The following is a 19,759-nucleotide window of genomic DNA, read 5'->3' on the forward strand; positions in this document are numbered from 1 at the left end:
GTGCCCGCGCTACTCCCGGCGGAGCTCGTGGACGACCTCGCCCTGCTCCCAGCCGGGGATCGGCTCGTCCCACTGGTCGACGTAGGTGCGGACGTACGACATCCCGAGGCGCTCCATCACGCGGCGCGAGCGGGTGTTGACCGCCATCGTCTCCGCCCACACGCGGTGCAGGCCGAGGGTGGTGAAGGCGTGCTCGACGAGCGCCCGTGCCCCCTCGACGGCGTACCCGTGCCCCCACGCGGCACGGGGGAGGCGCCACCCCGTCTCGCCCGCGTCGGGGTCCTCGGGGTCGGCCGAGAGGAACCAGATGCCGGCGAAGCCGTCGGCCGCGTCACCGGCCCAGAGGCCGAAGTCGCCCTCGCCCGCGACCCAGCCGGGCAGCTCGGCGGCGACCTCCTCCGCGGTCTGGGTGGGGCCGAGGTACGCCATCACCTCGGGGTCGGCGTTCATCGCGACCAGGGCCGCGAGGTCGTCGTCGCGGACCGGCCGCAGCGTCAGCCGCGCGGTGCGCAGCGTGGGTCGCACGGCGTCGTCCGCCCGGGCCCGACCGGTGCCCTCAGCCCGCCCACGTCTCGTCCCACCCGGGGACGTCGCTCGCCGGTCGCGACGCCGGCCCGGTGTAGATCGCGGAGGGGCGGATCAGCCGGCCGGTGCGCTTCTGCTCGAGGATGTGCGCCGACCACCCACCGGTGCGGGCGCAGGTGAACATCGAGGTGAACATCGGCGCCGGCACGTCGGCGAAGTCGAGCACGATCGCGGCCCAGAACTCCACGTTGGTCTCGAGCACCCGGTCGGGCCGGCGCTCGCGCAGCTCGGCCAGGGCCGCCTCCTCCAGCGCCTCGGCGACCTCGTAGCGCGGGGCGCTCAGCTCGCGGGCGGTGCGGCGGAGCACACGGGCACGGGGGTCCTCGGCGCGGTAGACGCGGTGGCCGAAGCCCATCAGGCGCTCGCCCTTGTCGAGCAGCTCCTTGACGTAGCCGCGGGCGTCGCCGCGCTGCTCGACCTCCTCGATCATGCCGAGCACCCGCGAGGGGGCGCCGCCGTGCAGGGGGCCGCTCATGGCACCGATCGCCCCGGAGAACGCGGCCGCGACGTCGGCGCCGGTCGAGGTGATCACGCGGGCGGTGAAGGTCGAGGCGTTCATGCCGTGCTCGGCGGCCGAGGACCAGTAGGCGTCGATCGCCCGCACGTGGTCGGGGTCGGCCTCGCCGCGCCAGCGGATGAGGAACTTCTCGGCGAGCGTCGCGCCCTCGTCGACGATCCTCTGCGGCACCACCGGGCGGCCGAGGCCGCGCGCCGACTGCGCGGCGTACGACAGGATCATGACGGCCACCCGCGACAGGTCGAGGCGCGCCTGCTCGTCGGAGATGTCGTAGGTCTGGCCCATGCCCAGCATCGGCGCCAGCATGGCGACGGAGGCCTGCACGTCGGCGCGCACGTCGCCCGTGTGGATGGCGATGTTGTAGGGCTCGGCCGGCGGGAGGCCCGGCTCGTAGGAGCCGTCGACGAGCAGCCCCCAGACCTTCTCGAAGGGCACCCGCCCGACGAGCTCCTCGATGTCGACGCCGCGGTAGCGCAGCGCCGACCCCTCCTTGTCGGGCTCGGCGATCTCGGAGGCGAAGGCGACGACGCCCTCGAGCCCGTGGTGGACCTCGGTCATGACCAGTCTCCCGTTCCGGCACGGCGCCACGATGGCCGCGCCGGTCGCATTCTGCCCCGCACCGCCGGTGCGCTGTGCAGCCGGACCTACAGTCGGGACCATGGACCTGGCTCACCTGCGCGAGGAGTACGCCCGCGGCGGCCTCGAGGAGTCGCACCTCGCCGCCGACCCCTTCACGATGTTCGGCCGCTGGATGGAGGAGGCGGTCGCCGCCGGGCTGCACGAACCCAACGCGATGGTCGTGGCCACCGCCGACGCGTCCGGCGTGCCGTCCGCACGGATGGTGCTGCTCAAGGGGTACGACGCGCGGGGCTGGGTGTTCTACACCAACACCGCCTCGCGCAAGGGCGAGGAGCTCGCCGCCAACCCCCGCTGCGCGCTGCTCTTCCCGTGGCACCCGCTCGAGCGGCAGGTGCGCGTCGACGGCACGGCGACCCGGGTCTCCGACGACGAGGTCGCGGCGTACTTCGCCCGCCGCCCGCGCGGCTCACAGCTCGGCGCCCACGCCTCCCGCCAGTCGCGCCCGGTCGCCGGCCGCGAGGAGCTCGCCGCGTCGTACGACGAGGTGGCGGCGCGGTGGGACGGCGACGCGCCCGTGCCCGTGCCGGAGGAGTGGGGCGGCTACCGCGTGGCCCCCGAGGCGGTCGAGTTCTGGCAGGGCCGTCCGGGCCGGATGCACGACCGCCTGGTCTACCGGCGCTCCGGCGATGTCTGGGGGACGGTCCGCCTGGCGCCGTGAGCGCCGCGTGGAGAACCCACTTGTGAGTGAGTGCTCACTCACTTACTCTCGACCGGGTGACCACGCCGAAGCCGACCCGTGAGCGGGCCCGCCCGATGTCGCCCGACGAACGGCGCGCCGCGATCGTGGCCGCGGCCCGGCCGCTCTTCCTCGAGCACGGGCACGCCACGACGACCCGGCTCGTCGCCGAGGCGGCCGGGGTCGCCGAGGGCACGATCTTCCGGGCTTTCGCGACCAAGGAGGAGCTGGTCGACGCCGTGCTCGACGCGGAGTTCGACCCGCAGGTCTTCCTCGACCAGGTGGAGCAGATCGACCTCGACCTCCCGCTCGAGGAGCGCCTGGTCGTGGCGACCTCGCTGCTGCAGCGCCGGTTCCTCAAGGTCTTCCACCTGATGACCGCGCTCGGGCTGACCAAGCCGCCCGAGCGGTTCCGCGCCGAGGAGTTCCGCCGCCGCCTCGGCATGGAGGGCATCGCGCGGGTGGTCGGCCCCGACGCCGACCGCTTCCGCGTGCCGCCCGCGGAGGTCGTGCGCGTGCTGCGCCTGCTGACCTTCGCCGGCAGCCACCCCCACATCTCCGACGGCCGCACGATGACTCCCGAGGAGATCGTCGGCGTCGTCCTCCACGGGACCTTGAAGGAGAACGACTGATGCTCCTGCACCTGATGCGCACCTACCTGCGCCCCTACCGCCGCTGGCTCACCGTCATCGTCGTCCTGCAGTTCACCGCGACCGTGGCCATGCTGTTCCTGCCCTCGCTCAACGCCGACATCATCGACAACGGCGTCGCCACCGGTGACACCGGCTACATCGTCCGCATGGGCGCGGTGATGCTCGCGGTCTCGCTGCTCCAGATCCTGTGCTCGGTGGTCGCGGTGTGGTTCTCCGCCCGCGCCGCCATGGCCTTCGGGCGCGACCTGCGCGGCTCGCTCTTCCACCGGGTCGGCTCGTTCTCCGGCAGGGAGGTCGCGGCGTTCGGTGCGCCGTCGCTGATCACCCGGACGACGAACGACGTGCAGCAGGTGCAGATGCTGACGCTGATGACCTGCACGATGGCGGTCTCGGTACCGATCATGATGGTCGGCGGTGTGCTGATGGCCATGCGTGAGGACCTCGCCCTCTCGTGGCTGCTCGTGGTCGTGGTACCGGTGCTGTTCCTCTGCGTCGGGCTCGTGGTCTCCCAGATGGTGCCGAGCTTCCGGCTGGTGCAGGTGCGCATCGACGAGGTCAACCGGGTGCTGCGCGAGCAGATCACCGGCATCCGCGTCGTGCGGGCCTTCGTGCGCGAGCCCCACGAGACGCAGCGCTTCAGCGAGGCCAACGCCGGGCTGACCGAGGTGTCGGTGCGGGCCGGGCGCTGGATGGCCACGATGTTCCCGCTGGTGATGCTGGTCGTGAACATCTCCAGCGTCGCCGTGATCTGGTTCGGCGGGCACCGGGTGAACGACGGGGAGATGGAGGTCGGCGCCCTCACCGCCTTCCTCAGCTACCTGATGCAGATCCTGATGTCGGTGATGATGGGCACCTTCATGCTGATGATGATCCCGCGCTCGTCGGTGTGCGCCGACCGCATCGGCGAGGTGCTCGACACCGACTCGACCGTGGTCCCGCCGGAGCGGGGGGTCACCGAGCTCGACCTCCGGGGCCACCTCGACCTCGACGCCGTCTCGTTCACCTACCCCGGTGCCGAGCAGCCGGTGCTCGCCGACGTCTCGTTCAGCGCCCGCCCCGGCCAGACCGTGGCGGTGATCGGCTCGACCGGGGCGGGCAAGAGCACCCTGGTCAACCTGGTGCCCCGCCTCTTCGACGCGACGGCGGGCAGGGTCCTGGTCGACGGCGTCGACGTGCGCGACCTCGACCCCGACACCCTGTGGTCGCGGATCGGGCTGGTGCCGCAGAAGGCGTTCCTCTTCACCGGAACCGTCGCCAGCAACCTGCGCCACGGGGACCCCGACGCCACCGACGAGGAGCTGTGGCGCGCGCTCGAGATCGCGCAGGCCCGCGACTTCGTCGAGGCGATGCCGGGCGGACTCGAGTCGCCGATCGTCCAGGGCGGCACCAACGTCTCCGGAGGTCAGCGGCAGCGGCTCGCGATCGCCCGCGCGCTGGTGCGACGCCCCGAGATCTACCTGTTCGACGACGCCTTCTCGGCGCTCGACCTCGCCACCGACGCCCGGCTCCGGGCCGCGCTGCGACCCGTGACCCGTGACGCGACGGTGGTGGTGGTCGCGCAGCGCGTCACCACGATCCGCGACGCGGACCTGATCCTGGTGCTCGAGGACGGGCGGGTGGTCGGGCGCGGCACGCACGCCGAGCTGCTCGCCGGCAACGCGACCTACCAGGAGATCGTCGCCTCCCAGCTGAGCGCCGAGGAGGCGGCATGAGCACCGACACGAGCGCCGGCACCGCGGCCACCAGTCCCGCGGCCGGCAAGCCCGGCGCCGGCCCGACGATGAAGGAGACCGAGCGCGTCCAGGCGCCGATGGGCGGCCCGGGTCGTGGTCCGATGGGCGGCGGCATGGTCGGCCAGAAGGCGATGACCTTCGGCCCCTCCGCACGCCGCCTCGTCGCCCGGATGGGCCCCGAGCGCGCCCGCGCGCTGGCGGTCGTCGTGCTCGCCGTGGTGAGCGTGACGCTGATGGCGCTCGGGCCGCGCCTGCTCGGCCACGCCACCGACCTGATCTTCGAGGGCTACCTCACGCAGACGCCCATCGACTTCACCGCCGTGCGCGACGTGCTGCTGACGGTGCTCGCCGTGTACGCCGGGGGCGCGTTCCTCGGCTGGGTGCAGGGCTACTTCCTCAACGACGTCGTGCAGCGGACGGTGCAGCGGATGCGCGCCGACGTGGAGGAGAAGGTGCACCGGCTGCCGCTGGCGTACTTCGACCGCCAGCCGCGCGGTGAGCTGCTGAGCCGTGTCACCAACGACATCGACAACGTCAGCCAGACGCTCCAGCAGACGATGAGCCAGCTGCTCACCTCGCTGCTCACGGTGGTCGCGGTGCTGGTCATGATGTTCTCGATCTCCCCGCTGCTGGCACTGATCGCGCTGGTCTCGGTGCCGATCTCGATGGGCGTCACGGCGCGGATCATGAAGCACTCGCAGGGCGAGTTCATCGCGCAGTGGCGCCGCACGGGGGTGCTCAACGCCCACATCGAGGAGACCTACTCGGGCCACGCGCTGGTCACGGTGTTCGGTCGCCAGCGCGAGACCCAGCAGACCTTCGACGACCAGAACGACGAGCTCTACGAGGCGTCGTTCAAGGCGCAGTTCATCAGCGGCCTGATCATGCCGGTGATGATGTTCGTCGGGAACCTCAACTACGTCGTGATCGCGGTGGTCGGCGGCCTGCGCGTCGCCAACGGCACGCTGTCGCTGGGCGAGGTGCAGGCCTTCATCCAGTACACGCGCCAGTTCACCCAGCCGCTGACCACGGTCGCCTCGATGACCAACCTGCTGCAGTCGGGCGTCGCCTCCGCCGAGCGGGTCTTCGAGCTGCTCGACGCCGAGGAGGAGCGCCCCGAGGCCACCGACGACGTCGTGTGGCCCGAGCGCAGCGGCGAGGTGCGGTTCGAGGACGTCTCGTTCCGCTACGAGCCCGACAAGCCGGTGATCGAGGACCTCTCGCTCGTGGCCCGGCCGGGCGAGACGGTCGCGATCGTCGGCCCCACCGGCGCCGGCAAGACCACGCTGGTCAACCTGGTGATGCGCTTCTACGAGCTCGACGCCGGCCGGATCACCCTCGACGGCACCGACATCACCGCGCTTCCGCGTGCGGAGCTGCGGGGCCGGATCGGCATGGTGCTGCAGGACACGTGGCTCTTCGAGGGCACGATCCGCGACAACATCGCCTACGGGCGTCCGGGGGCGACCGAGGAGGAGATCCTCCGCGCCGCACGGGCGACGTTCGTCGACCGCTTCGTGCACTCGCTGCCCGACGGCTACGACACGGTGATCGACGAGGACGGCGGCAACCTCTCGGCGGGCGAGCGGCAGCTGATCACGATCGCGCGGGCGTTCCTGGCCGACCCCGCGCTGCTGATCCTCGACGAGGCGACCTCCTCGGTCGACACCCGCACCGAGCTGCTGGTGCAGCACGCGATGGCCGCGCTGCGCACCGACCGCACGTCGTTCGTGATCGCGCACCGGCTCTCCACGATCCGCGACGCCCACCTGATCCTGGTGATGGAGGAGGGGCGGATCGTCGAGCAGGGCACCCACGACGAGCTGCTCGCCCGCGAGGGCGCCTATGCCCGGCTGTACCAGTCGCAGTTCGCGGCGGCGGTCGCCTGACCCGTGGGAAATGCCTTGAGCGCGCCCGGTGCGCGACCTACGGTGTGGGCACACGGGAAAGGAGGTGATCCGAAGAATGAATTCTTCTGGGACGCGTGAGGTGGCTGCCCGCTAGCAGCCCCAGCACCATCACGGGCTGAGACGCCCGCGACGCTGCTGGCGAATCCTTGGCAGCTACCCGACCCGCAGACGAGCCGGTACCACGTCCACCGGTGCGGGGCCTCTCCGGAGGCTCCACGTCTGCGGGTCGCTGCATTTCCCGGATTCCGCCATGCCGGGGGCGCTCCGCTCCTAGCCTTGGGAGAGTGCCGGCTCGACGAACGACCCCGTCGCGGCACAGGACGGAACGTCGACCTGTGTCGTGGCGCTACCGCGGCTGCGCGGTCGCAGCCATCCTCGCCCTCCCCCTCGCGCTGAACCCGAGCGAGGGCGTCCTCGCGTCCCTCTCGCACACCCCCGCGCCAGCGGCCTCCGAGGCCGAGGTGACGACCCTCGCGGCGACCGTCCGGCAGCTCGACGCCCTGGCGGCGTACGCACGCGCCGGCGCCGACCACGCGCAGCGGACCGTCGAGGTGAAGACGTCCACGGGCACCGTCACCTGGACCGCCAGCTCGCTCACCGACAATGGCCTCCCGTCCGCGGCCCGCCGCGCGTACGTGCGTGCGGCCTCGTCGATGGCACAGACCGATCCCGCCTGCCAGGTCCCGTGGACGCTGCTGGCCGGGATCGGCCGGGTCGAGTCCGACCACGGCCGCGACGGCGGCTCGGTGCTCGGCGCGGACGGAGTCTCGCACCCGCTCATCATCGGGGTGACGCTCGACGGGTCCGGCCCGGTCGCGGCGATCCGCGACACCGACGACGGACGGTTCGACAAGGACCCGGTCTGGGACCACGCCGTCGGCCCGATGCAGTTCATCCCGTCGTCGTGGGCCGCGGTCGCGCGCGACGGTGACGGAGACGGCGTGAAGTCGCCCAACGACATCGACGACGCGGCGCTCGCGACCGCCGCCTACCTCTGCTCGGGGAGCGGATCGGTGCTCGGCGAGACGGCGATGCGCGCGGCGATCTACAGCTACAACCACTCCCGGCAGTACGTCGCGCTGGTGATGGCCATGGAGGTCGGCTACCGGACCGGCGTCTTCATCATGCCGACCTTCGGGGGCCACCACGGTGGCAAGCACGCGCACCACGGTGGCAAGCACGCGCATCACGGCGGTCACGGGGGCTCCGGCTCCGGCGGGCACTCCTCGACGGGCGACGGTGGCGGCCAGTCCGGCGGCGGTGGCGGTGGCTCCACGGGCGGCGGCTCGACCGGTGGTGGCGGCGGTGGCGGCTCCACCGGCGGCGGTGGCGGTGGCTCCACAGGCGGTGGCGGTGGCTCCACCGGCGGTGGTGGCGGCGGCGGTGGCGGTGGCTCGACCCCGCCCCCCGACCCGACGACCGAGCAGAAGTCCGGGACGCTGGCGACCTGCGGGTCCGGGTGGTGCCTCGACGGCTGGGCGCTCGACCTCGGCGGCGACGCCGTGCTCGCGCAGACCGCGACCCACGACTACGACGGCGACGGCGCGTCCGGCGAGACGAACCAGCAGGAGCTCGAGGGCCTCGCCGGCGTGAACGTGACGGTGGTCGTGTCGTTCGGCACCGCCACGGTCCTCAAGCTCCAGGGCCTCGCCTACCCGTAGCGCACGTCCCAGGTCTCGGAGAATTGCGGTCGACCAAACCAGCAGGCTGCGTGGTCCCCGGCGAGCCTGACGTGCGGATCTCGGTCACCAGCGGCGTGACGGACGCGGACGCCGTGGAGGTCTGGCTCGTCCACGACGAGGTCTTCGGCGACCAGCCCCGACCTGACCACGTGGCGTGGGGCGGTCTGGGACCACCACCGCGGACGCGCGTACTTCCGTCTCGCCCGGGCGCACGACTCGGGCGAGAGCACGGCGCGGGCGTGGTCGGTGAACCACTGGCCGTCCTCCCCGGTGTGGCCGTAGGCGAAGGCACCAGGCGGCTTCGCCGTGCTCGCCCTCGAGTCCGAGCCGCTCGACCCGCGGCTCTGAGCGTCAGCGCCGACGGCTCCCGGAACGAGATCCCGCCCGGGCGCGGCCGGGTACTTCGAGAGCCGCGCAACCCTCAGCGTCGGGATCTCCAGCAGGTCGTTCACGGACCTGCACTCGGGGCGCACGCCGAACAGGTTCACCTCCTCCAGCTTCGTCAGCGCCCTGAGCGGCTCGAGGTCGGCGGCGAGCCAGTCGATGACCTCGAGCGACACCAGCTCGGTCAGCTCGCCGATCGCAGCCCAGTCGGCGTAGCGGCAACCTTGCACCCGGGCGTGAGTGATGGCGAGGAGCTGCGGGAGGTGCGGGAAGGCCTCCTGGCGGTCTCCGACGATCATGAGCTCCCGCGCCATGCGCGGAGCCTCGGGCCGGACATGCCGCTGGCCCCGCCGTGGGGCGGGGTGTGGGGCGGGGTGGTCAGGTGTGGCCGGGTCGGCCGGGTGGGCCGGGTGGGTCGGACAGGAGTCGGGTGCCGGTGTGGTCGCGGAGCAGGTGGAGGCCGTGGGGCGAGCGCCAGAGGTACTCGCCCGGACGGATGACGGTCAGGTGCCAGCCGGCGTGGGTCTTGGCGCGGTGGTGTCGGCGACACGGGGGCGCGGTGTTGTCGGTCGACGTCGGTCCGCCGGCGTCCGAACGGCTGGACGTGGTCGGTGTCGCAGCGTTCGGCGGGTCGGGTGCACCAGGGGAAGATGCAGGTGTGGTCGCGCAGGGCGGCGTGGTCGCGGATGCGGTCGGGGACCTCGTAGGCGTTGACGTGGATCCGCTGGTTGAGGTCGATGACGGGCTTGATGACGAGGTGGTCGGCGGTGCCGCACCAGGTGCGGATGGTGTCGGCGGTGACGGGGGTGTGGGTGGTGCCGACCCGGCCCAGCGGCTCCGCGCCGGGTCCCGAGGTCCGTCGTGTGGCTCCCCGGCCGTGGACCCCTCGCCGACCCGTCGCCAGCCGCCCTCCTCCGCTTCGCTCCCCCGGTACGTTGCCGACGGGTCGGCTCCGAGCCCGTCGCCGGGAGAGGACGCTCCGCGCCCCCTCGCCAGCAACCGGGTCAGGCGGTGCAGTCGAGCGGTGACGTCGAGCGCGGTCTCGGCCGTGTGAGGCGGGCATGCCGCGCCGCCACCGCGGCGAAGTAGCCCTCGCGGCGCCGGTCCGCGCGGCCGCCCGGACGCGGGGGAGCGGACACCAGGTCGGGGTCGAAGGCCTTGTTGACGGCGTCCCGCAGCAGCGCGAGCGCCTCGGCCCGCAGCTGCGAGATCCGCGACTCGGTGACCCCGAGCTCGGCGGCGATGTCGGCCATCGTCCGCTCGGACCGGAAGGACTCGCAGACGACGAGGCGCGGTCGCCAGGGGAGCTCCTCGACGGCGGCCACCACGTAGCAGAGCTGCTCGCGGTGCTCGACCTCGGCACCCGGGTCGGGCTCGCTGCTGACCAGGAGGTCGTCGAAGGCGCCCTCCCGGGTGGCCTGGAGCGAGAGCACACGGGCGCGGGCCACGTCGTGGTCGTTGGCGACGACCTTGTCGACGGGGACGCCGAGGGCAGCGGCGACCTCGTCGTCGGAGGGGGACCGGCCGAGCGTGACCGACAAGGTGGCGCGCGTGTCGTCGAGGTCGCGTGCGCGGCGGCGGACCGCCCGCGAGGCCCAGTCGAACGAGCGCAGCTCGTCGAGGAGGGCGCCGCGGATCCTCGTGGCGGCGTACCGGGTGAAGGGGACGCCTCGCGAGGCGTCGTAGGCCCGACCCGCCTGCACGAGCGCAGTCAGGCCGGCAGACAGGAGGTCCTCACGGTTGACGTGGGCGGGCACCCGTCCCAGCGTCTCGCGCACCAGGTGCCCGACGAGCGGGATGTTCTCGGTGATGAGGTCGTCGACGGTGGTCTCGGCGGGGGGTCCGAGGGGGTCGACCTGCTGGGGGTGGGAGCCCGGTTTCGGGGGGAGGGGCGGGGTCACCTCCCAAAATTGAGTCAATCTTGAGGATTTCGGACGCCGTCCGGGGCATTTGGCACCGAGGTGCTACCCCTGGTGGGACCTTGGTCCCGGTCGACCCCTCCCGTGCTGACTACGGCCCGCCCCAGGTCAGGCGACGCCGAGCTTGGCGGCCAGCAACGCGGCCTGCGTGCGGCGGGTGACGCGGAGCTTGGACAGGATGCTGGTGACGTGGTTCTTCACGGTCTTCTCGGCCAGGGAGAGCTCGTCGCCGATCTGGCGGTTGGTCATGCCCCGGGCGACGAGCACGAGCACCCGGCGCTCCGTGGGGGTGAGGTCGGCGAGGCCGGGGGCCTCCTGCGCGGCGGGCTGGTTGCGCTCGGCGAGCCGGAGCACGACGGCGGGGTCGATCATCGAGTGCCCGCTCGCGACGAGGCGCACCGAGCTGACCAGGGTGTCGATCGCGATCTGCTTCTGCACGAAGCCCGACGCGCCGGCGACCACCGCGGCGAACAGCGCCTTGTCGTCCTGGAAGCCGGTGAGCACCAGGCCCTTGATCTCCGGGTTCTGCTGCCGGACCTCGCGCAGCACCTCGATGCCCGACCCGTCGGGCAGGCGTACGTCGAGCACCGCCACGTCGGGCGAGGCGTCGAGGATCGCGTCGGCGGCGCCCCGCGCGGTGTCCCACTCGCCGACGACCTCGAGGTCGGGCTCGGCGTCGAGCACGGCGCGGATGCCCTCGCGGACCACCTCGTGGTCGTCGAGCAGGAACACCCGTTTGCTCGTCACCCGGCCATCCCACCATCCACGGGCGCCCGAAGGCGCATTGTCCGGCAAATGCTGACGGACCGCAGCGCCAGTGGTCTGGTCGGGCGGCAGGTCGTCTGGTTTGGACACCGGAGCGTCGTCCCGATATGGTTGCCAATGGCAACTAATCCGCGTCCCCGAATCGAGCAGCTGTGCCTCAGACCCCGCAACCCGCCGCCGCGCCCGGTGCCCAGACCGCCGTCGCCGGTGCCGCCAGCAGCGCGGAGCAGGCCGGGCAGATGACGCACCGGGAGGTGCTCGAGGCCCTCAGCGGCCTGCTGCTGGCCATGTTCGTCGCCATGCTGTCGAGCACCGTCGTCACCAACGCGCTGCCGCGCATCATCAACGACCTCGGCGGCAGCCAGACCGGCTACACGTGGGTCGTCGTGGCCACTCTGCTGACGATGACCGCGACCACCCCGATCTGGGGCAAGCTCGCCGACCAGTTCAGCAAGAAGCTGCTGGTGCAGTCGGCGCTGGTGATCTACTCGATCGGCTCGTTGGTCGCGGGCCTCGCCCCCTCCATGGGCGTGCTGATCGGTGCCCGCGCCGTGCAGGGCCTCGGCGTCGGCGGGCTCACCGCGCTGGTGCAGGTCGTGATCGCCTCGATGGTGCCGCCGCGCGAGCGCGGACGGTACGCCGGCTACATCGGGGCGACCTTCGCCCTGGCGACCGTGAGCGGCCCCCTCGTCGGCGGCGTGATCGTGGACGCGCCGGGCATGGGCTGGCGCTGGTGCTTCTTCCTCGGCATCCCGATCTCGATGATCGCCTTCCTCGTGCTGCAGAAGACCCTGCACCTGCCGGTGATCCGGCGCGCGGTCGACATCGACTACCTCGGCGCCACGCTGCTGGTCGCGGGTGTCTCGCTGCTCCTCGTGTGGGTGTCGCTGGCCGGGTCGTCGTTCGACTGGGTCTCGCTGACCAGCCTCGGGCTGGTCGCCGGCGGCCTGCTCGTGGTCGCCGCGGCGATCTACGTCGAGGCCCGCGTGGCGGGCGACCCGGTGATCCCGCCGCGGCTCTTCCGCGACCGCACCATGTCGCTGGCCACCGGGGCGTCGGTGCTGGTCGGCCTCGCGATGTTCGGCTCGACGGTCTACCTCAGCCAGTACTTCCAGCTCGCCCGCGGCATGAGCCCCACCGAGGCCGGCCTGATGTCGGTCGCCATGGTCGGCGGGCTGCTGGTCTCCAGCATCATCAGCGGCCGCCTGATCACGAAGTACGGCCGGTGGAAGAAGTTCCTCGTCGGCGGCATGACGCTCGTGGTGGCCGGCCTGCTGCTGCTCTCGCGCATCGACGAGACGACCAGCCTCCTCTACGTCGGCGCCTCGATGTCCGTGCTCGGGCTGGGGCTCGGCGCCTCCATGCAGAACCTCGTGCTGGCCGTGCAGAACAACGTCCCCCAGTCCGACCTCGGGGCCGCGAGCTCCGTGGTCACCTTCTTCCGCTCGATGGGCGGCTCGATCGGCGTCTCGGCGCTCGGTGCCGTGCTCGCCCACCAGGTGGCCCAGCAGGTGGCCTCCGACCTGAGCCGGCTCGGGATCGCCGCCCAGCACAGCACCGGCGGCATCCCCGACCTCCGCACGCTCGACGAGCCGTTCCGGTCGATCTTCGAGCACGCCTTCGGTGTGGCCACCGGCCACCTGTTCCTCGTCGCCGTGCCGTTCGCCGCGCTCGCGCTGCTCCTCATCCTCTTCATCGAGGAAGTGCCGCTGCGCACCACCGTGCTCAGTGACGACGAGATCGCCCAGCAGCAGGATTCGGCGGAGCCGGGTGCCGAGCAGGAGCCGGTCCGGTGAGCGCCGCCACGGTGACCCGCACCGAGACGCTCCGGCGTCTCGAGCAGGAGGTCGGCGTGCTGATCCGTCGGGTGCGCCGCGTCATCGGCGAGCGCGCCCGCGCGGTGCACCCCGACCTGCAGCCGTCGTCGTACCTGCTGCTCGCCCACGTCGCCGAGGCCGGCCCACAGCGGTCGTCCGCGGTCGCCGAGGCGCTCGGCATCGACAAGGGCGCGGTCAGCCGCCAGGTGCAGCACCTCGTCGACCTCGGCCTCGTCGACCGCACTCCCGACCCCGCCGACGGTCGCGCCACGCTCGTCTCCGCGAGCACCGACGCCGTACGCCGGCTGGCCGAGGTGCGCGGGAAGCGTCGCCGGCAGCTCGAGGACCGGCTCGGCGACTGGACTGACGCCGACCTCGACGTGCTGGTCACCATGCTGGGCCGCTACAACGCCTCGCTCGACACGCCGGCGCGCTGAGGCCCGCCCGACCTACTCCACCAGTGGCTGCCAGGCGATGCCTACGAAGTAGCCCGGGGACACCAGCCGGTCATCGGACCCGTCCGGCCGCATCACGTGCAAGCCGGCGGAGGGACCGTTGTGCCGCACCGTGACCGCGAGGTACCGGCCGTCCGGGCTCCAGGTCATGACGGGAACCGGCTGTCCTCCGCACGGACACGAACCCGCGTCGAAGAAGCGGTGTTCGCCGCTGCCGTCGACCGCCATGGTGACCACGGTCCAGTCGAGCTCGTCGTCGTCGCCCCCGTCGCGGGGCACCCCCTCGAGAAAGGCGATCCTGGAGCCGTCTGGCGAGAAGGTGACGGGTCGCCAGACCGCGGCCCGCCCCGGCAGCGGCTGCACGAGGCGCAGGTCGCTCCCGTCCGGTCGTACGAGGTAGACACCCTCGGGAGATGTGAACGCGATCCAGGAGCCGTCAGGTGACCAGCTCGGCCACCCGGCCCAGTCGACCTCGTCCGTGAGGGGGATCGTGCGCAACTCGTCCTGCCCGACCTGCTGGAGGCGCAGCCCCGGCGGCCCGCTCCAGGCGAGGGTGGAGCCGTCGGGTGAGAGTGCGGCCACACACACCTGGTCGGGGCACGTGCCGATGACCTGCGAGCCACCCGTGTAGACGTCCAGCATCAGGACTCTCCCGCGCTCGTCCACGTAGACGGCCTGACGGCCGTCGGGCATGAACTGGAGGTCGGTGCCGTCGCTGGAGGAGTCGGGGAGGTGGTCCAGGGCCGGTCCCTGGATGACCCGCCACCCGCCGACGGCGTCGCTGACGTCGGGCGCCGCGACCAGGGCGCCGTTGCTGACCCGGTGGGGCGACGGGGCCGGCTCGATCCGGTCGTCGTCGGTGTTGGTGGCGACCCACGCGGTGGCGCCGACGAGGGCGGCGGCCGCGACCGCGAGAGCGGCGAGGCGTCCGGTGTCGCGGCGGCGCCGGGTGGCCCGGAGGTCGGCGAGCCGGCGGGTGACGTCGACGTCGGTGGCGGCGAGGAGCTCGCGGACGGCCGCATCGGCGCGCTGGTCGAGGGTCATCGCTCCTCCTCCCCGGGCTCGACGTGGAGCGCGGCCGCGAGGCTGTGCCGGGCCCTGCTGAGGTGCTGCTTGACGGTGCCCTCGGTGCACTCCAGCGTGTGGGCGATCTCGGCGACCGGCAGGTCGTAGACGTAGCGCAGGGCCGCCGCCTGCGCCTGCCGGGCGGGCAGGGCCCGGACCGCCGTCCAGAACTCCTCGGCCTCCGCCCCGAGCTCGGCTGCCGGTGTCTCGGGCGTACGACGACCGCCGAGCCGCGACACCGCGCGGAGCTCGACCACCCGGCGGCGGAACGTCGAGACCGCGAGGTTGGAGCACGTACGCCGCACCCAGGCCTCCGGCCGCTCCAGCGAGCTCACCTCGCGCCAGCGCCGGTAGGCCACGAGCATCGCCTCCTGGGCGACGTCCTCGGCGTGCGCCGGGCCGCACAGGCCGCGGGCCAGGGCGACCAGCCGCGGCAGCTCCGCGACGTAGAACTCGTCGAAGTCCCTCTCCCGGGCACCGGCGCGCGAGCGACCACGGGTCGCTGCAGCGGTGGGAGAGGCGTCGTTCATGACCAGTTCCTCGCGCGAGCCTCGGATCAGGATGACACGACGTGTCATCCCGGCGAGGGGTCGCGCGCGAGGACAAGGCAAGGACCGAACCCCGAGGAGGACGTCATGCCCCTGCCCACCACACCCGCCCGACGGCTCACCCGACCGGCTGCGGCCGCCGCGGCCCTGGCCGGTGTCGCCGTCGCCCTCGCGCCGGCCGCGGCCCACGCCGCCGGGCCGGTCCCGACCACCTTCACCGACCAGCGGTCCGTCACCGGCGAGAGCGTCGTCACCTCCGACCTGCCCGGGTGCACCACGGGCACCGCGGTCGACCTGCGCGCCGGCGCGCACGACCACCCCGGCGGCGGCGTGTTCAGCGCCGTCCGCGAGGTCCGGTGCGACGGCGGGTCGGGCTTCGTGCTGACGATCACCGCGCGCTACGGCGGCGGCGACTCGACGGGCACCTGGGCCGTCACCGGCGCCTACGGCGAGCTGGCCGGGCTGCGGGGTCGCGGCACGGTGGAGGGCGCGCTGTTCGACGCCGACGGCGACGGCCAGCCCGACGGCATCACCGACACCTACACCGGGGCCGTGGTCCTGGGCTGACCCGGCCCCTCAGACCAGCCAGGCCGCGCTGTCGGGCGGCAGGGAGCCGCCGGCCACCGGGGAGCTGGCGGCGACCACCGTTCCGGCCGGCAGCGCGACCGAACGGTCGCTGCAGTTGACCACCACGGTCAGCGGCCCGCGACGCAGCACGAGCACGTCGTCCGCGCTGGAGACGACCTCGAGGTCGTCGCCGGCCGGGTCGGCGTGCGCCCGCCGGGCTGCCAGCGCCCGGCGGTAGAAGGACAGCGTGGAGCCCTCGTCGCCGAGCTGTGCCTCGACCGTCAGCGCCTTCCACTCCGCGGGCTGGGGGATCCAGGGCTGGCCCTCGCCCGGCCCGAACTCGAAGGGCGGCTCCGTGCCGCCCCACGGCACGGGCACCCGGCAGCCGTCGCGCCCGACCTCGCCGGTGCGGAACCAGACCGGGTCCTGCCGGTGCTCGGGTGCGACGTCGACCTGCTCGAGGCCGAGCTCCTCGCCCTGGTAGAGGTAGGCCGAGCCGGGCAGCGCGAGCATCGTCAACGTGGCCGCCCGGGCGCGGGCCAGCCCGCGCTCGCCCCCGCCGTAGCGGCTGACGTGACGGTCGACGTCGTGGTTGCTGAGCACCCACGTCGGCAGCGCGCCGACCGGCTCGACGGCGGCGAGGCTGTGGGTGACCACCTCGGCGAAGGCGACCGCGGACCACGGCGCCATCAGCCAGGCGAAGTTGAAGGCCTGGTGCAGCTCGTCGCGCCGCACGAACGCTGCCATCGACTCCGGAGTGCGGGTCCAGGCCTCGGCGACGGCGATCCGCTCGCGGCCGGGCGTCGAGGCGGCGTCGAGCACGCGCCGCCAGCGGCGGTAGACGTCGTGCACCTCGGGCTGGTCCCACATCGGCTCGTCGTGGTGGCGGCGGTCGATGAGGCGCGTGTCCTCCGCGGGCTCGCCGGCGTCGCGGACCTGGTCGCGGAGGTTGACCTCCTTGTGCAGACCGTGGGCCACGTCGACACGGAACCCGTCGACCCCGCGGTCGAGCCAGAACCGCAGGACGTCGTCGAACAGGTCGGCGACCTCGGGGTTGCGCCAGTCGAGGTCGGGCTGCGTGGCGTCGAAGAGGTGGAGGTACCACTGGTCGCCGCGCGCGTCGGGCACCTTGGTCCACGCCGGGCCTCCGAAGACCGACTCCCAGTTGTTGGGCGGCACGTCGGGGGCGGCCGGGTCGACGTCGCGGAAGTGGTAGCGCGCCCGCTCGGGGCTGCCCGGTCCGGCGGCGAGGGCGGCGCGGAACCACGCGTGCTGGTCGCTGGTGTGGTTGGGCACCACGTCGACGATCACGCGCAGGTCGAGCTCGTGCGCGCGCGCGATGAGGGCGTCGGCGTCGGCGAGGGTGCCGAAGAGCGGGTCGACGTCGGTGTAGTCGGCGACGTCGTAGCCGTGGTCCTTCTGCGGCGAGGTGTAGAAGGGCGTGATCCAGAGCGCGTCGACGCCGAGGTCGCGCAGGTGCGGCAGGCGCGCGGTGATGCCGGCGAGGTCCCCCACCCCGTCACCGTCACTGTCGGCGAAGCTGCGGACGTAGACCTGGTAGCAGACGGCGTGCTGCCACCAGAGGCTCTTTGGATCGTTCCAAGACATGCGGGCAATTGGACCGGCCGGGCCGGGGTCGCGTCAACTCCCGGGCCGCGGGCTCAGGCCGGGTCGTTGAAGACGGCGGGGTCGACCGCCACCCAGAGGTGCTCGGCCACGGCGACCACCCGACCATCGGCGTCGCGCAGGGTCGAGGCGGTCCAGGTCTTGCGGCCCTCGATGCCGCGTCCCTCGCCGACCACGACGTGCGGCTCGCCGACCTCCGGGAGCGCGTCGACCCGCGCGGTCATCGAGGCGAGCACCATCAGCCGCTCGGTGAGGTCGCCGGCCCAGCCGCCGACGCAGTCGACGGCCGCCCAGGTGGCGGCGAGCAGGTCGTCGGCGAGGGAGGCGTCGGGTGTCCACGAGGCCGCGACCCGGGCCAGCGGACCGCCGTCCGCGCCCTCGTCGACCGAGTCGGCGACCCGTCCGGGGAAGATCCGCAGCCCGTCACCCGGTGCCCGGGCGGTGCCGCAGGCGAAGCAGGTGGGGAAGGGGTGCGAGGCCAGCCCGGCGTACGACGCCTCCGCGGCGCGGGCCTCCTCGAGCGAGACCCCCTCGACGTCGGTGAGGGCGCCGTGGACCTCGACGGCGCTGGCGACCACCGTGGCCGGCGTGCCGTCGAGGGTGACGCTGGTGGTGCCGGCGTGCTCGTCGACCAGCACCGGCATCGCGGTGTCGAGCGGCGGTGGCCGGTGCAGCGAGACGCGCACGGTGGCCCGGGTGTCGGACGTGAGCGCCGCCAGCGCGCCGGCGGTCCAGCCGCCGTTGCCCGAGGCGGCCGGCCCGCAGAACCGGGCCGGGACGACGAGGCTGCGCTCGCGCGCCGGGGTCACGCCCGCACCGCCTGGTAGCGGTCGAGCGCCTCCTGGCGCTCGGCCTTGTGGTCGACCAGCGGGGCGGGGTAGCCGACCTCGCGCCTGGTCGCCTCGTCGGGGTCGTGCGGGTCGGGCACCCGGTCGGGGTCGGCGAGCTCGGGCACCCAGCGCCGCACGTAGGCACCGTCGGGGTCGAACTTCCTGCCCTGCGTCGTGGGGTTGAAGACCCGGAAGTACGGCGCGGCGTCGGTGCCGCTGCCCGCGACCCACTGCCAGCCGTGGTTGTTGGACGCGAGGTCACCGTCGACCAGCCACTGCAGGAAGTGCCGGGCGCCGTGCTGCCACTCGACGTGCAGGTCCTTGACCAGGAAGCTCGCCACGATCATCCGCACCCGGTTGTGCACCCAACCGGTCGCACGCAGCTGGCGCATCCCGGCGTCAACGACCGGGAAGCCGGTGCGCCCCTCCCGCCACGCGTCGAACTCCGCGCCCGGCTCGTCGTACGCCATCCGCGACAGCTCGGGGCGGTAGTAGTCCCGCGCGCTGTCGGGCCGGTGGTGCAGCACGTCGGCGTAGAACTCCCGCCAGGCCAGCTCGGTGCGGTAGGTCGCGGCACCGCGCGAGCGGCGCCGGGCGAGGTCGGCGAGCAGCGTGCGGGGGTGGACCTCGCCGTACTTGAGGTGCACCGACATGCGCGAGGTGCCGTCGGTGCCGGGCAGGTCGCGCCGGTCGGCGTAGTCGTCGACGTCGTCGAGGAACTCCGCCCACCGGCGCCGGGCCGCCGCCTCCCCGGCCTCGGGCAGCGCGATGCCGTCGGGCAGCGCCGGGTCGGGGATGTCGGTGGTGTCCTCGTCGAGCGAGAGCCAGTGCGCGCCGGTCGGCGGGTCCACCGGCGCCCGCCACCCGTGCTCGGCCCAGGCCCGCGAGAACGGCGTGAACACCTGGTAGGGCTTGCCGGAACCGTTGGTCACCCGCCCCGGCGCCACGGCGTACGGCGAGCCGGTGCGCACCAGCTCGATCCCGGCGGCGGTCAGCGCCTCCTCGACGCGACGGTCGCGCTCGGCGCCGTAGGGGCCGTGGTCGGCGGCGACGTGCACCCGGTCGGCGCCGACCGCCTTCGCCGCCAGTACCACGCGGCGCACCGGGTCGCCGCGCACGACGGACAGCCCGGCCCGCCGCTGGCGCAGCGACGCGTCGAGCGAGCGCAGCGAGGCGCCCAGGTAGGCGCGCCGGGGGGCGCCCGCCGGCCCCCACAGGTGGGGGTCGAGCACGAACAGCGGCAGCACGCCGCCGCCGGCGTCCGCGGCCTCGACCAGGGCGGGGTTGTCGGCGAGCCGGAGGTCGCGGCGGAACCACATCACCGCAGTCGGGGAGCTCATCGGTCCCCATGCTGCCAGCCGCCACCAGCGGACGTCGCGGGTCATGGG

General features: G+C 73.3%; 18 protein-coding genes. 8 read left to right on the forward strand and 10 right to left on the reverse strand.

The window, feature by feature from the left end; all coding sequences use genetic code 11:
• Positions 1-9 precede the first annotated feature (9 nt).
• The gene (locus ACFPGP_RS09205) at positions 10-525 is read right to left on the reverse strand and encodes a GNAT family N-acetyltransferase (protein WP_378589439.1); all 516 of its coding nucleotides are present in this window, start codon (positions 523-525) and stop codon (positions 10-12) included.
• Between the two features lie 31 nt (positions 526-556).
• Complete coding sequence (locus tag ACFPGP_RS09210) at positions 557-1,660, reverse strand: citrate synthase 2 (protein ID WP_378589440.1); 1,104 nt, start codon at positions 1,658-1,660, stop codon at positions 557-559.
• A 100-nt stretch (positions 1,661-1,760) separates the two neighbouring features.
• Here ACFPGP_RS09210 and pdxH point away from each other — a divergent pair, with 100 nt between their 5' ends.
• The 5 genes from pdxH (at position 1,761) to ACFPGP_RS09235 (ending at position 8,374) form a co-directional block, all read left to right on the forward strand.
• Entirely contained in the window at positions 1,761-2,399 is a 639-nt protein-coding gene (pdxH, locus tag ACFPGP_RS09215) for a pyridoxamine 5'-phosphate oxidase (protein WP_378589442.1), read from the forward strand.
• 56 nt (positions 2,400-2,455) lie between these two features.
• On the forward strand, positions 2,456-3,049 hold the full coding sequence (locus ACFPGP_RS09220) for a TetR/AcrR family transcriptional regulator (protein WP_378589444.1): 594 nt from the start codon (positions 2,456-2,458) through the stop codon (positions 3,047-3,049).
• On the forward strand, positions 3,049-4,782 hold the full coding sequence (locus ACFPGP_RS09225; RefSeq protein WP_378589446.1) for an ABC transporter ATP-binding protein: 1,734 nt from the start codon (positions 3,049-3,051) through the stop codon (positions 4,780-4,782). Before ACFPGP_RS09220 ends, ACFPGP_RS09225 begins: the two co-directional genes overlap by 1 nt.
• Positions 4,779-6,692, forward strand: a complete 1,914-nt coding sequence (locus ACFPGP_RS09230) for an ABC transporter ATP-binding protein (protein ID WP_378589448.1) — start codon at positions 4,779-4,781, stop codon at positions 6,690-6,692. Before ACFPGP_RS09225 ends, ACFPGP_RS09230 begins: the two co-directional genes overlap by 4 nt.
• A gap of 356 nt (positions 6,693-7,048) precedes the next feature.
• On the forward strand, positions 7,049-8,374 hold the full coding sequence (locus ACFPGP_RS09235) for a lytic transglycosylase domain-containing protein (RefSeq protein ID WP_378589450.1): 1,326 nt from the start codon (positions 7,049-7,051) through the stop codon (positions 8,372-8,374).
• Here ACFPGP_RS09235 and ACFPGP_RS09240 read toward each other — a convergent pair.
• From ACFPGP_RS09240 to ACFPGP_RS09250, 3 genes are all read right to left on the reverse strand, one after another.
• A complete protein-coding gene (locus ACFPGP_RS09240; RefSeq protein ID WP_378589451.1) occupies positions 8,365-9,093 on the reverse strand; it encodes a hypothetical protein in 729 nt (242 codons plus the stop codon). The two genes, ACFPGP_RS09235 and ACFPGP_RS09240, sit on opposite strands and share 10 nt — an antisense overlap.
• 690 nt (positions 9,094-9,783) lie before the next feature.
• Positions 9,784-10,680, reverse strand: a complete 897-nt coding sequence (locus tag ACFPGP_RS09245; RefSeq protein ID WP_378589453.1) for a sigma-70 family RNA polymerase sigma factor — start codon at positions 10,678-10,680, stop codon at positions 9,784-9,786.
• A 126-nt stretch (positions 10,681-10,806) separates the two neighbouring features.
• Entirely contained in the window at positions 10,807-11,445 is a 639-nt protein-coding gene (locus ACFPGP_RS09250; RefSeq protein ID WP_378589455.1) for a response regulator, read from the reverse strand.
• Between the two features lie 170 nt (positions 11,446-11,615).
• Between ACFPGP_RS09250 and ACFPGP_RS09255 the strand changes: the two genes are divergently transcribed.
• Positions 11,616-13,259, forward strand: a complete 1,644-nt coding sequence (locus ACFPGP_RS09255; protein ID WP_378589456.1) for an MDR family MFS transporter — start codon at positions 11,616-11,618, stop codon at positions 13,257-13,259.
• Entirely contained in the window at positions 13,256-13,717 is a 462-nt protein-coding gene (locus ACFPGP_RS09260) for a MarR family winged helix-turn-helix transcriptional regulator (RefSeq protein ID WP_378589458.1), read from the forward strand. Before ACFPGP_RS09255 ends, ACFPGP_RS09260 begins: the two co-directional genes overlap by 4 nt.
• 12 nt (positions 13,718-13,729) lie before the next feature.
• On the opposite strand, the gene ACFPGP_RS09265 is transcribed toward ACFPGP_RS09260, so the two are convergent.
• Together ACFPGP_RS09265 and ACFPGP_RS09270 are read right to left on the reverse strand one after the other, a co-directional pair.
• Positions 13,730-14,779, reverse strand: coding sequence for a hypothetical protein (locus tag ACFPGP_RS09265; protein ID WP_378589459.1), 1,050 nt, complete (start codon positions 14,777-14,779; stop codon positions 13,730-13,732).
• A complete protein-coding gene (locus ACFPGP_RS09270) occupies positions 14,776-15,330 on the reverse strand; it encodes a sigma-70 family RNA polymerase sigma factor (RefSeq protein WP_378589460.1) in 555 nt (184 codons plus the stop codon). Before ACFPGP_RS09270 ends, ACFPGP_RS09265 begins: the two co-directional genes overlap by 4 nt.
• Before the next feature lie 105 nt (positions 15,331-15,435).
• Between ACFPGP_RS09270 and ACFPGP_RS09275 the strand changes: the two genes are divergently transcribed.
• Positions 15,436-15,915 carry a hypothetical protein gene (locus ACFPGP_RS09275; protein WP_378589462.1) on the forward strand — a complete coding sequence of 160 codons (480 nt, stop codon included), beginning with the start codon at positions 15,436-15,438 and terminating at the stop codon, positions 15,913-15,915.
• Between the two features lie 9 nt (positions 15,916-15,924).
• Here ACFPGP_RS09275 and ACFPGP_RS09280 read toward each other — a convergent pair whose 3' ends face one another.
• Genes ACFPGP_RS09280 through ACFPGP_RS09290 form a run of 3 tightly spaced genes read right to left on the reverse strand, consistent with a single transcriptional unit; the run spans position 15,925 to position 19,711 of the window.
• Positions 15,925-17,523, reverse strand: a complete 1,599-nt coding sequence (locus ACFPGP_RS09280; RefSeq protein ID WP_378589463.1) for a glycoside hydrolase family 13 protein — start codon at positions 17,521-17,523, stop codon at positions 15,925-15,927.
• 53 nt (positions 17,524-17,576) lie between these two features.
• Positions 17,577-18,350 (reverse strand): hypothetical protein, encoded by a 774-nt coding sequence (locus tag ACFPGP_RS09285; RefSeq protein WP_378589465.1) that lies wholly within the window; start codon positions 18,348-18,350, stop codon positions 17,577-17,579.
• On the reverse strand, positions 18,347-19,711 hold the full coding sequence (locus ACFPGP_RS09290) for a cryptochrome/photolyase family protein (RefSeq protein ID WP_378589467.1): 1,365 nt from the start codon (positions 19,709-19,711) through the stop codon (positions 18,347-18,349). Before ACFPGP_RS09290 ends, ACFPGP_RS09285 begins: the two co-directional genes overlap by 4 nt.
• Positions 19,712-19,759: the final 48 nt, after the last annotated feature.

It is taken from the genome of Nocardioides taihuensis (assembly GCF_042657275.1).
GTDB lineage: Bacteria > Actinomycetota > Actinomycetes > Propionibacteriales > Nocardioidaceae > Nocardioides > Nocardioides taihuensis.

Excerpts from the sequence above, each read along its gene's own strand:
- ACFPGP_RS09225 (WP_378589446.1), top strand. The coding sequence starts at position 3,049 with ATGCTCCTGCACCTGATGCGCACCTACCTGCGCCCCTACCGCCGCTGG.
- ACFPGP_RS09290 (WP_378589467.1), bottom strand. The coding sequence starts at position 19,711 with ATGAGCTCCCCGACTGCGGTGATGTGGTTCCGCCGCGACCTCCGGCTC.
- ACFPGP_RS09210 (WP_378589440.1), bottom strand. The coding sequence starts at position 1,660 with ATGACCGAGGTCCACCACGGGCTCGAGGGCGTCGTCGCCTTCGCCTCC.
- ACFPGP_RS09265 (WP_378589459.1), bottom strand. The coding sequence starts at position 14,779 with ATGACCCTCGACCAGCGCGCCGATGCGGCCGTCCGCGAGCTCCTCGCC.
- ACFPGP_RS09230 (WP_378589448.1), top strand. The coding sequence starts at position 4,779 with ATGAGCACCGACACGAGCGCCGGCACCGCGGCCACCAGTCCCGCGGCC.
- ACFPGP_RS09275 (WP_378589462.1), top strand. The coding sequence starts at position 15,436 with ATGCCCCTGCCCACCACACCCGCCCGACGGCTCACCCGACCGGCTGCG.
- ACFPGP_RS09270 (WP_378589460.1), bottom strand. The coding sequence starts at position 15,330 with ATGAACGACGCCTCTCCCACCGCTGCAGCGACCCGTGGTCGCTCGCGC.
- pdxH (WP_378589442.1), top strand. The coding sequence starts at position 1,761 with ATGGACCTGGCTCACCTGCGCGAGGAGTACGCCCGCGGCGGCCTCGAG.
- ACFPGP_RS09280 (WP_378589463.1), bottom strand. The coding sequence starts at position 17,523 with ATGTCTTGGAACGATCCAAAGAGCCTCTGGTGGCAGCACGCCGTCTGC.
- ACFPGP_RS09240 (WP_378589451.1), bottom strand. The coding sequence starts at position 9,093 with ATGGCGCGGGAGCTCATGATCGTCGGAGACCGCCAGGAGGCCTTCCCG.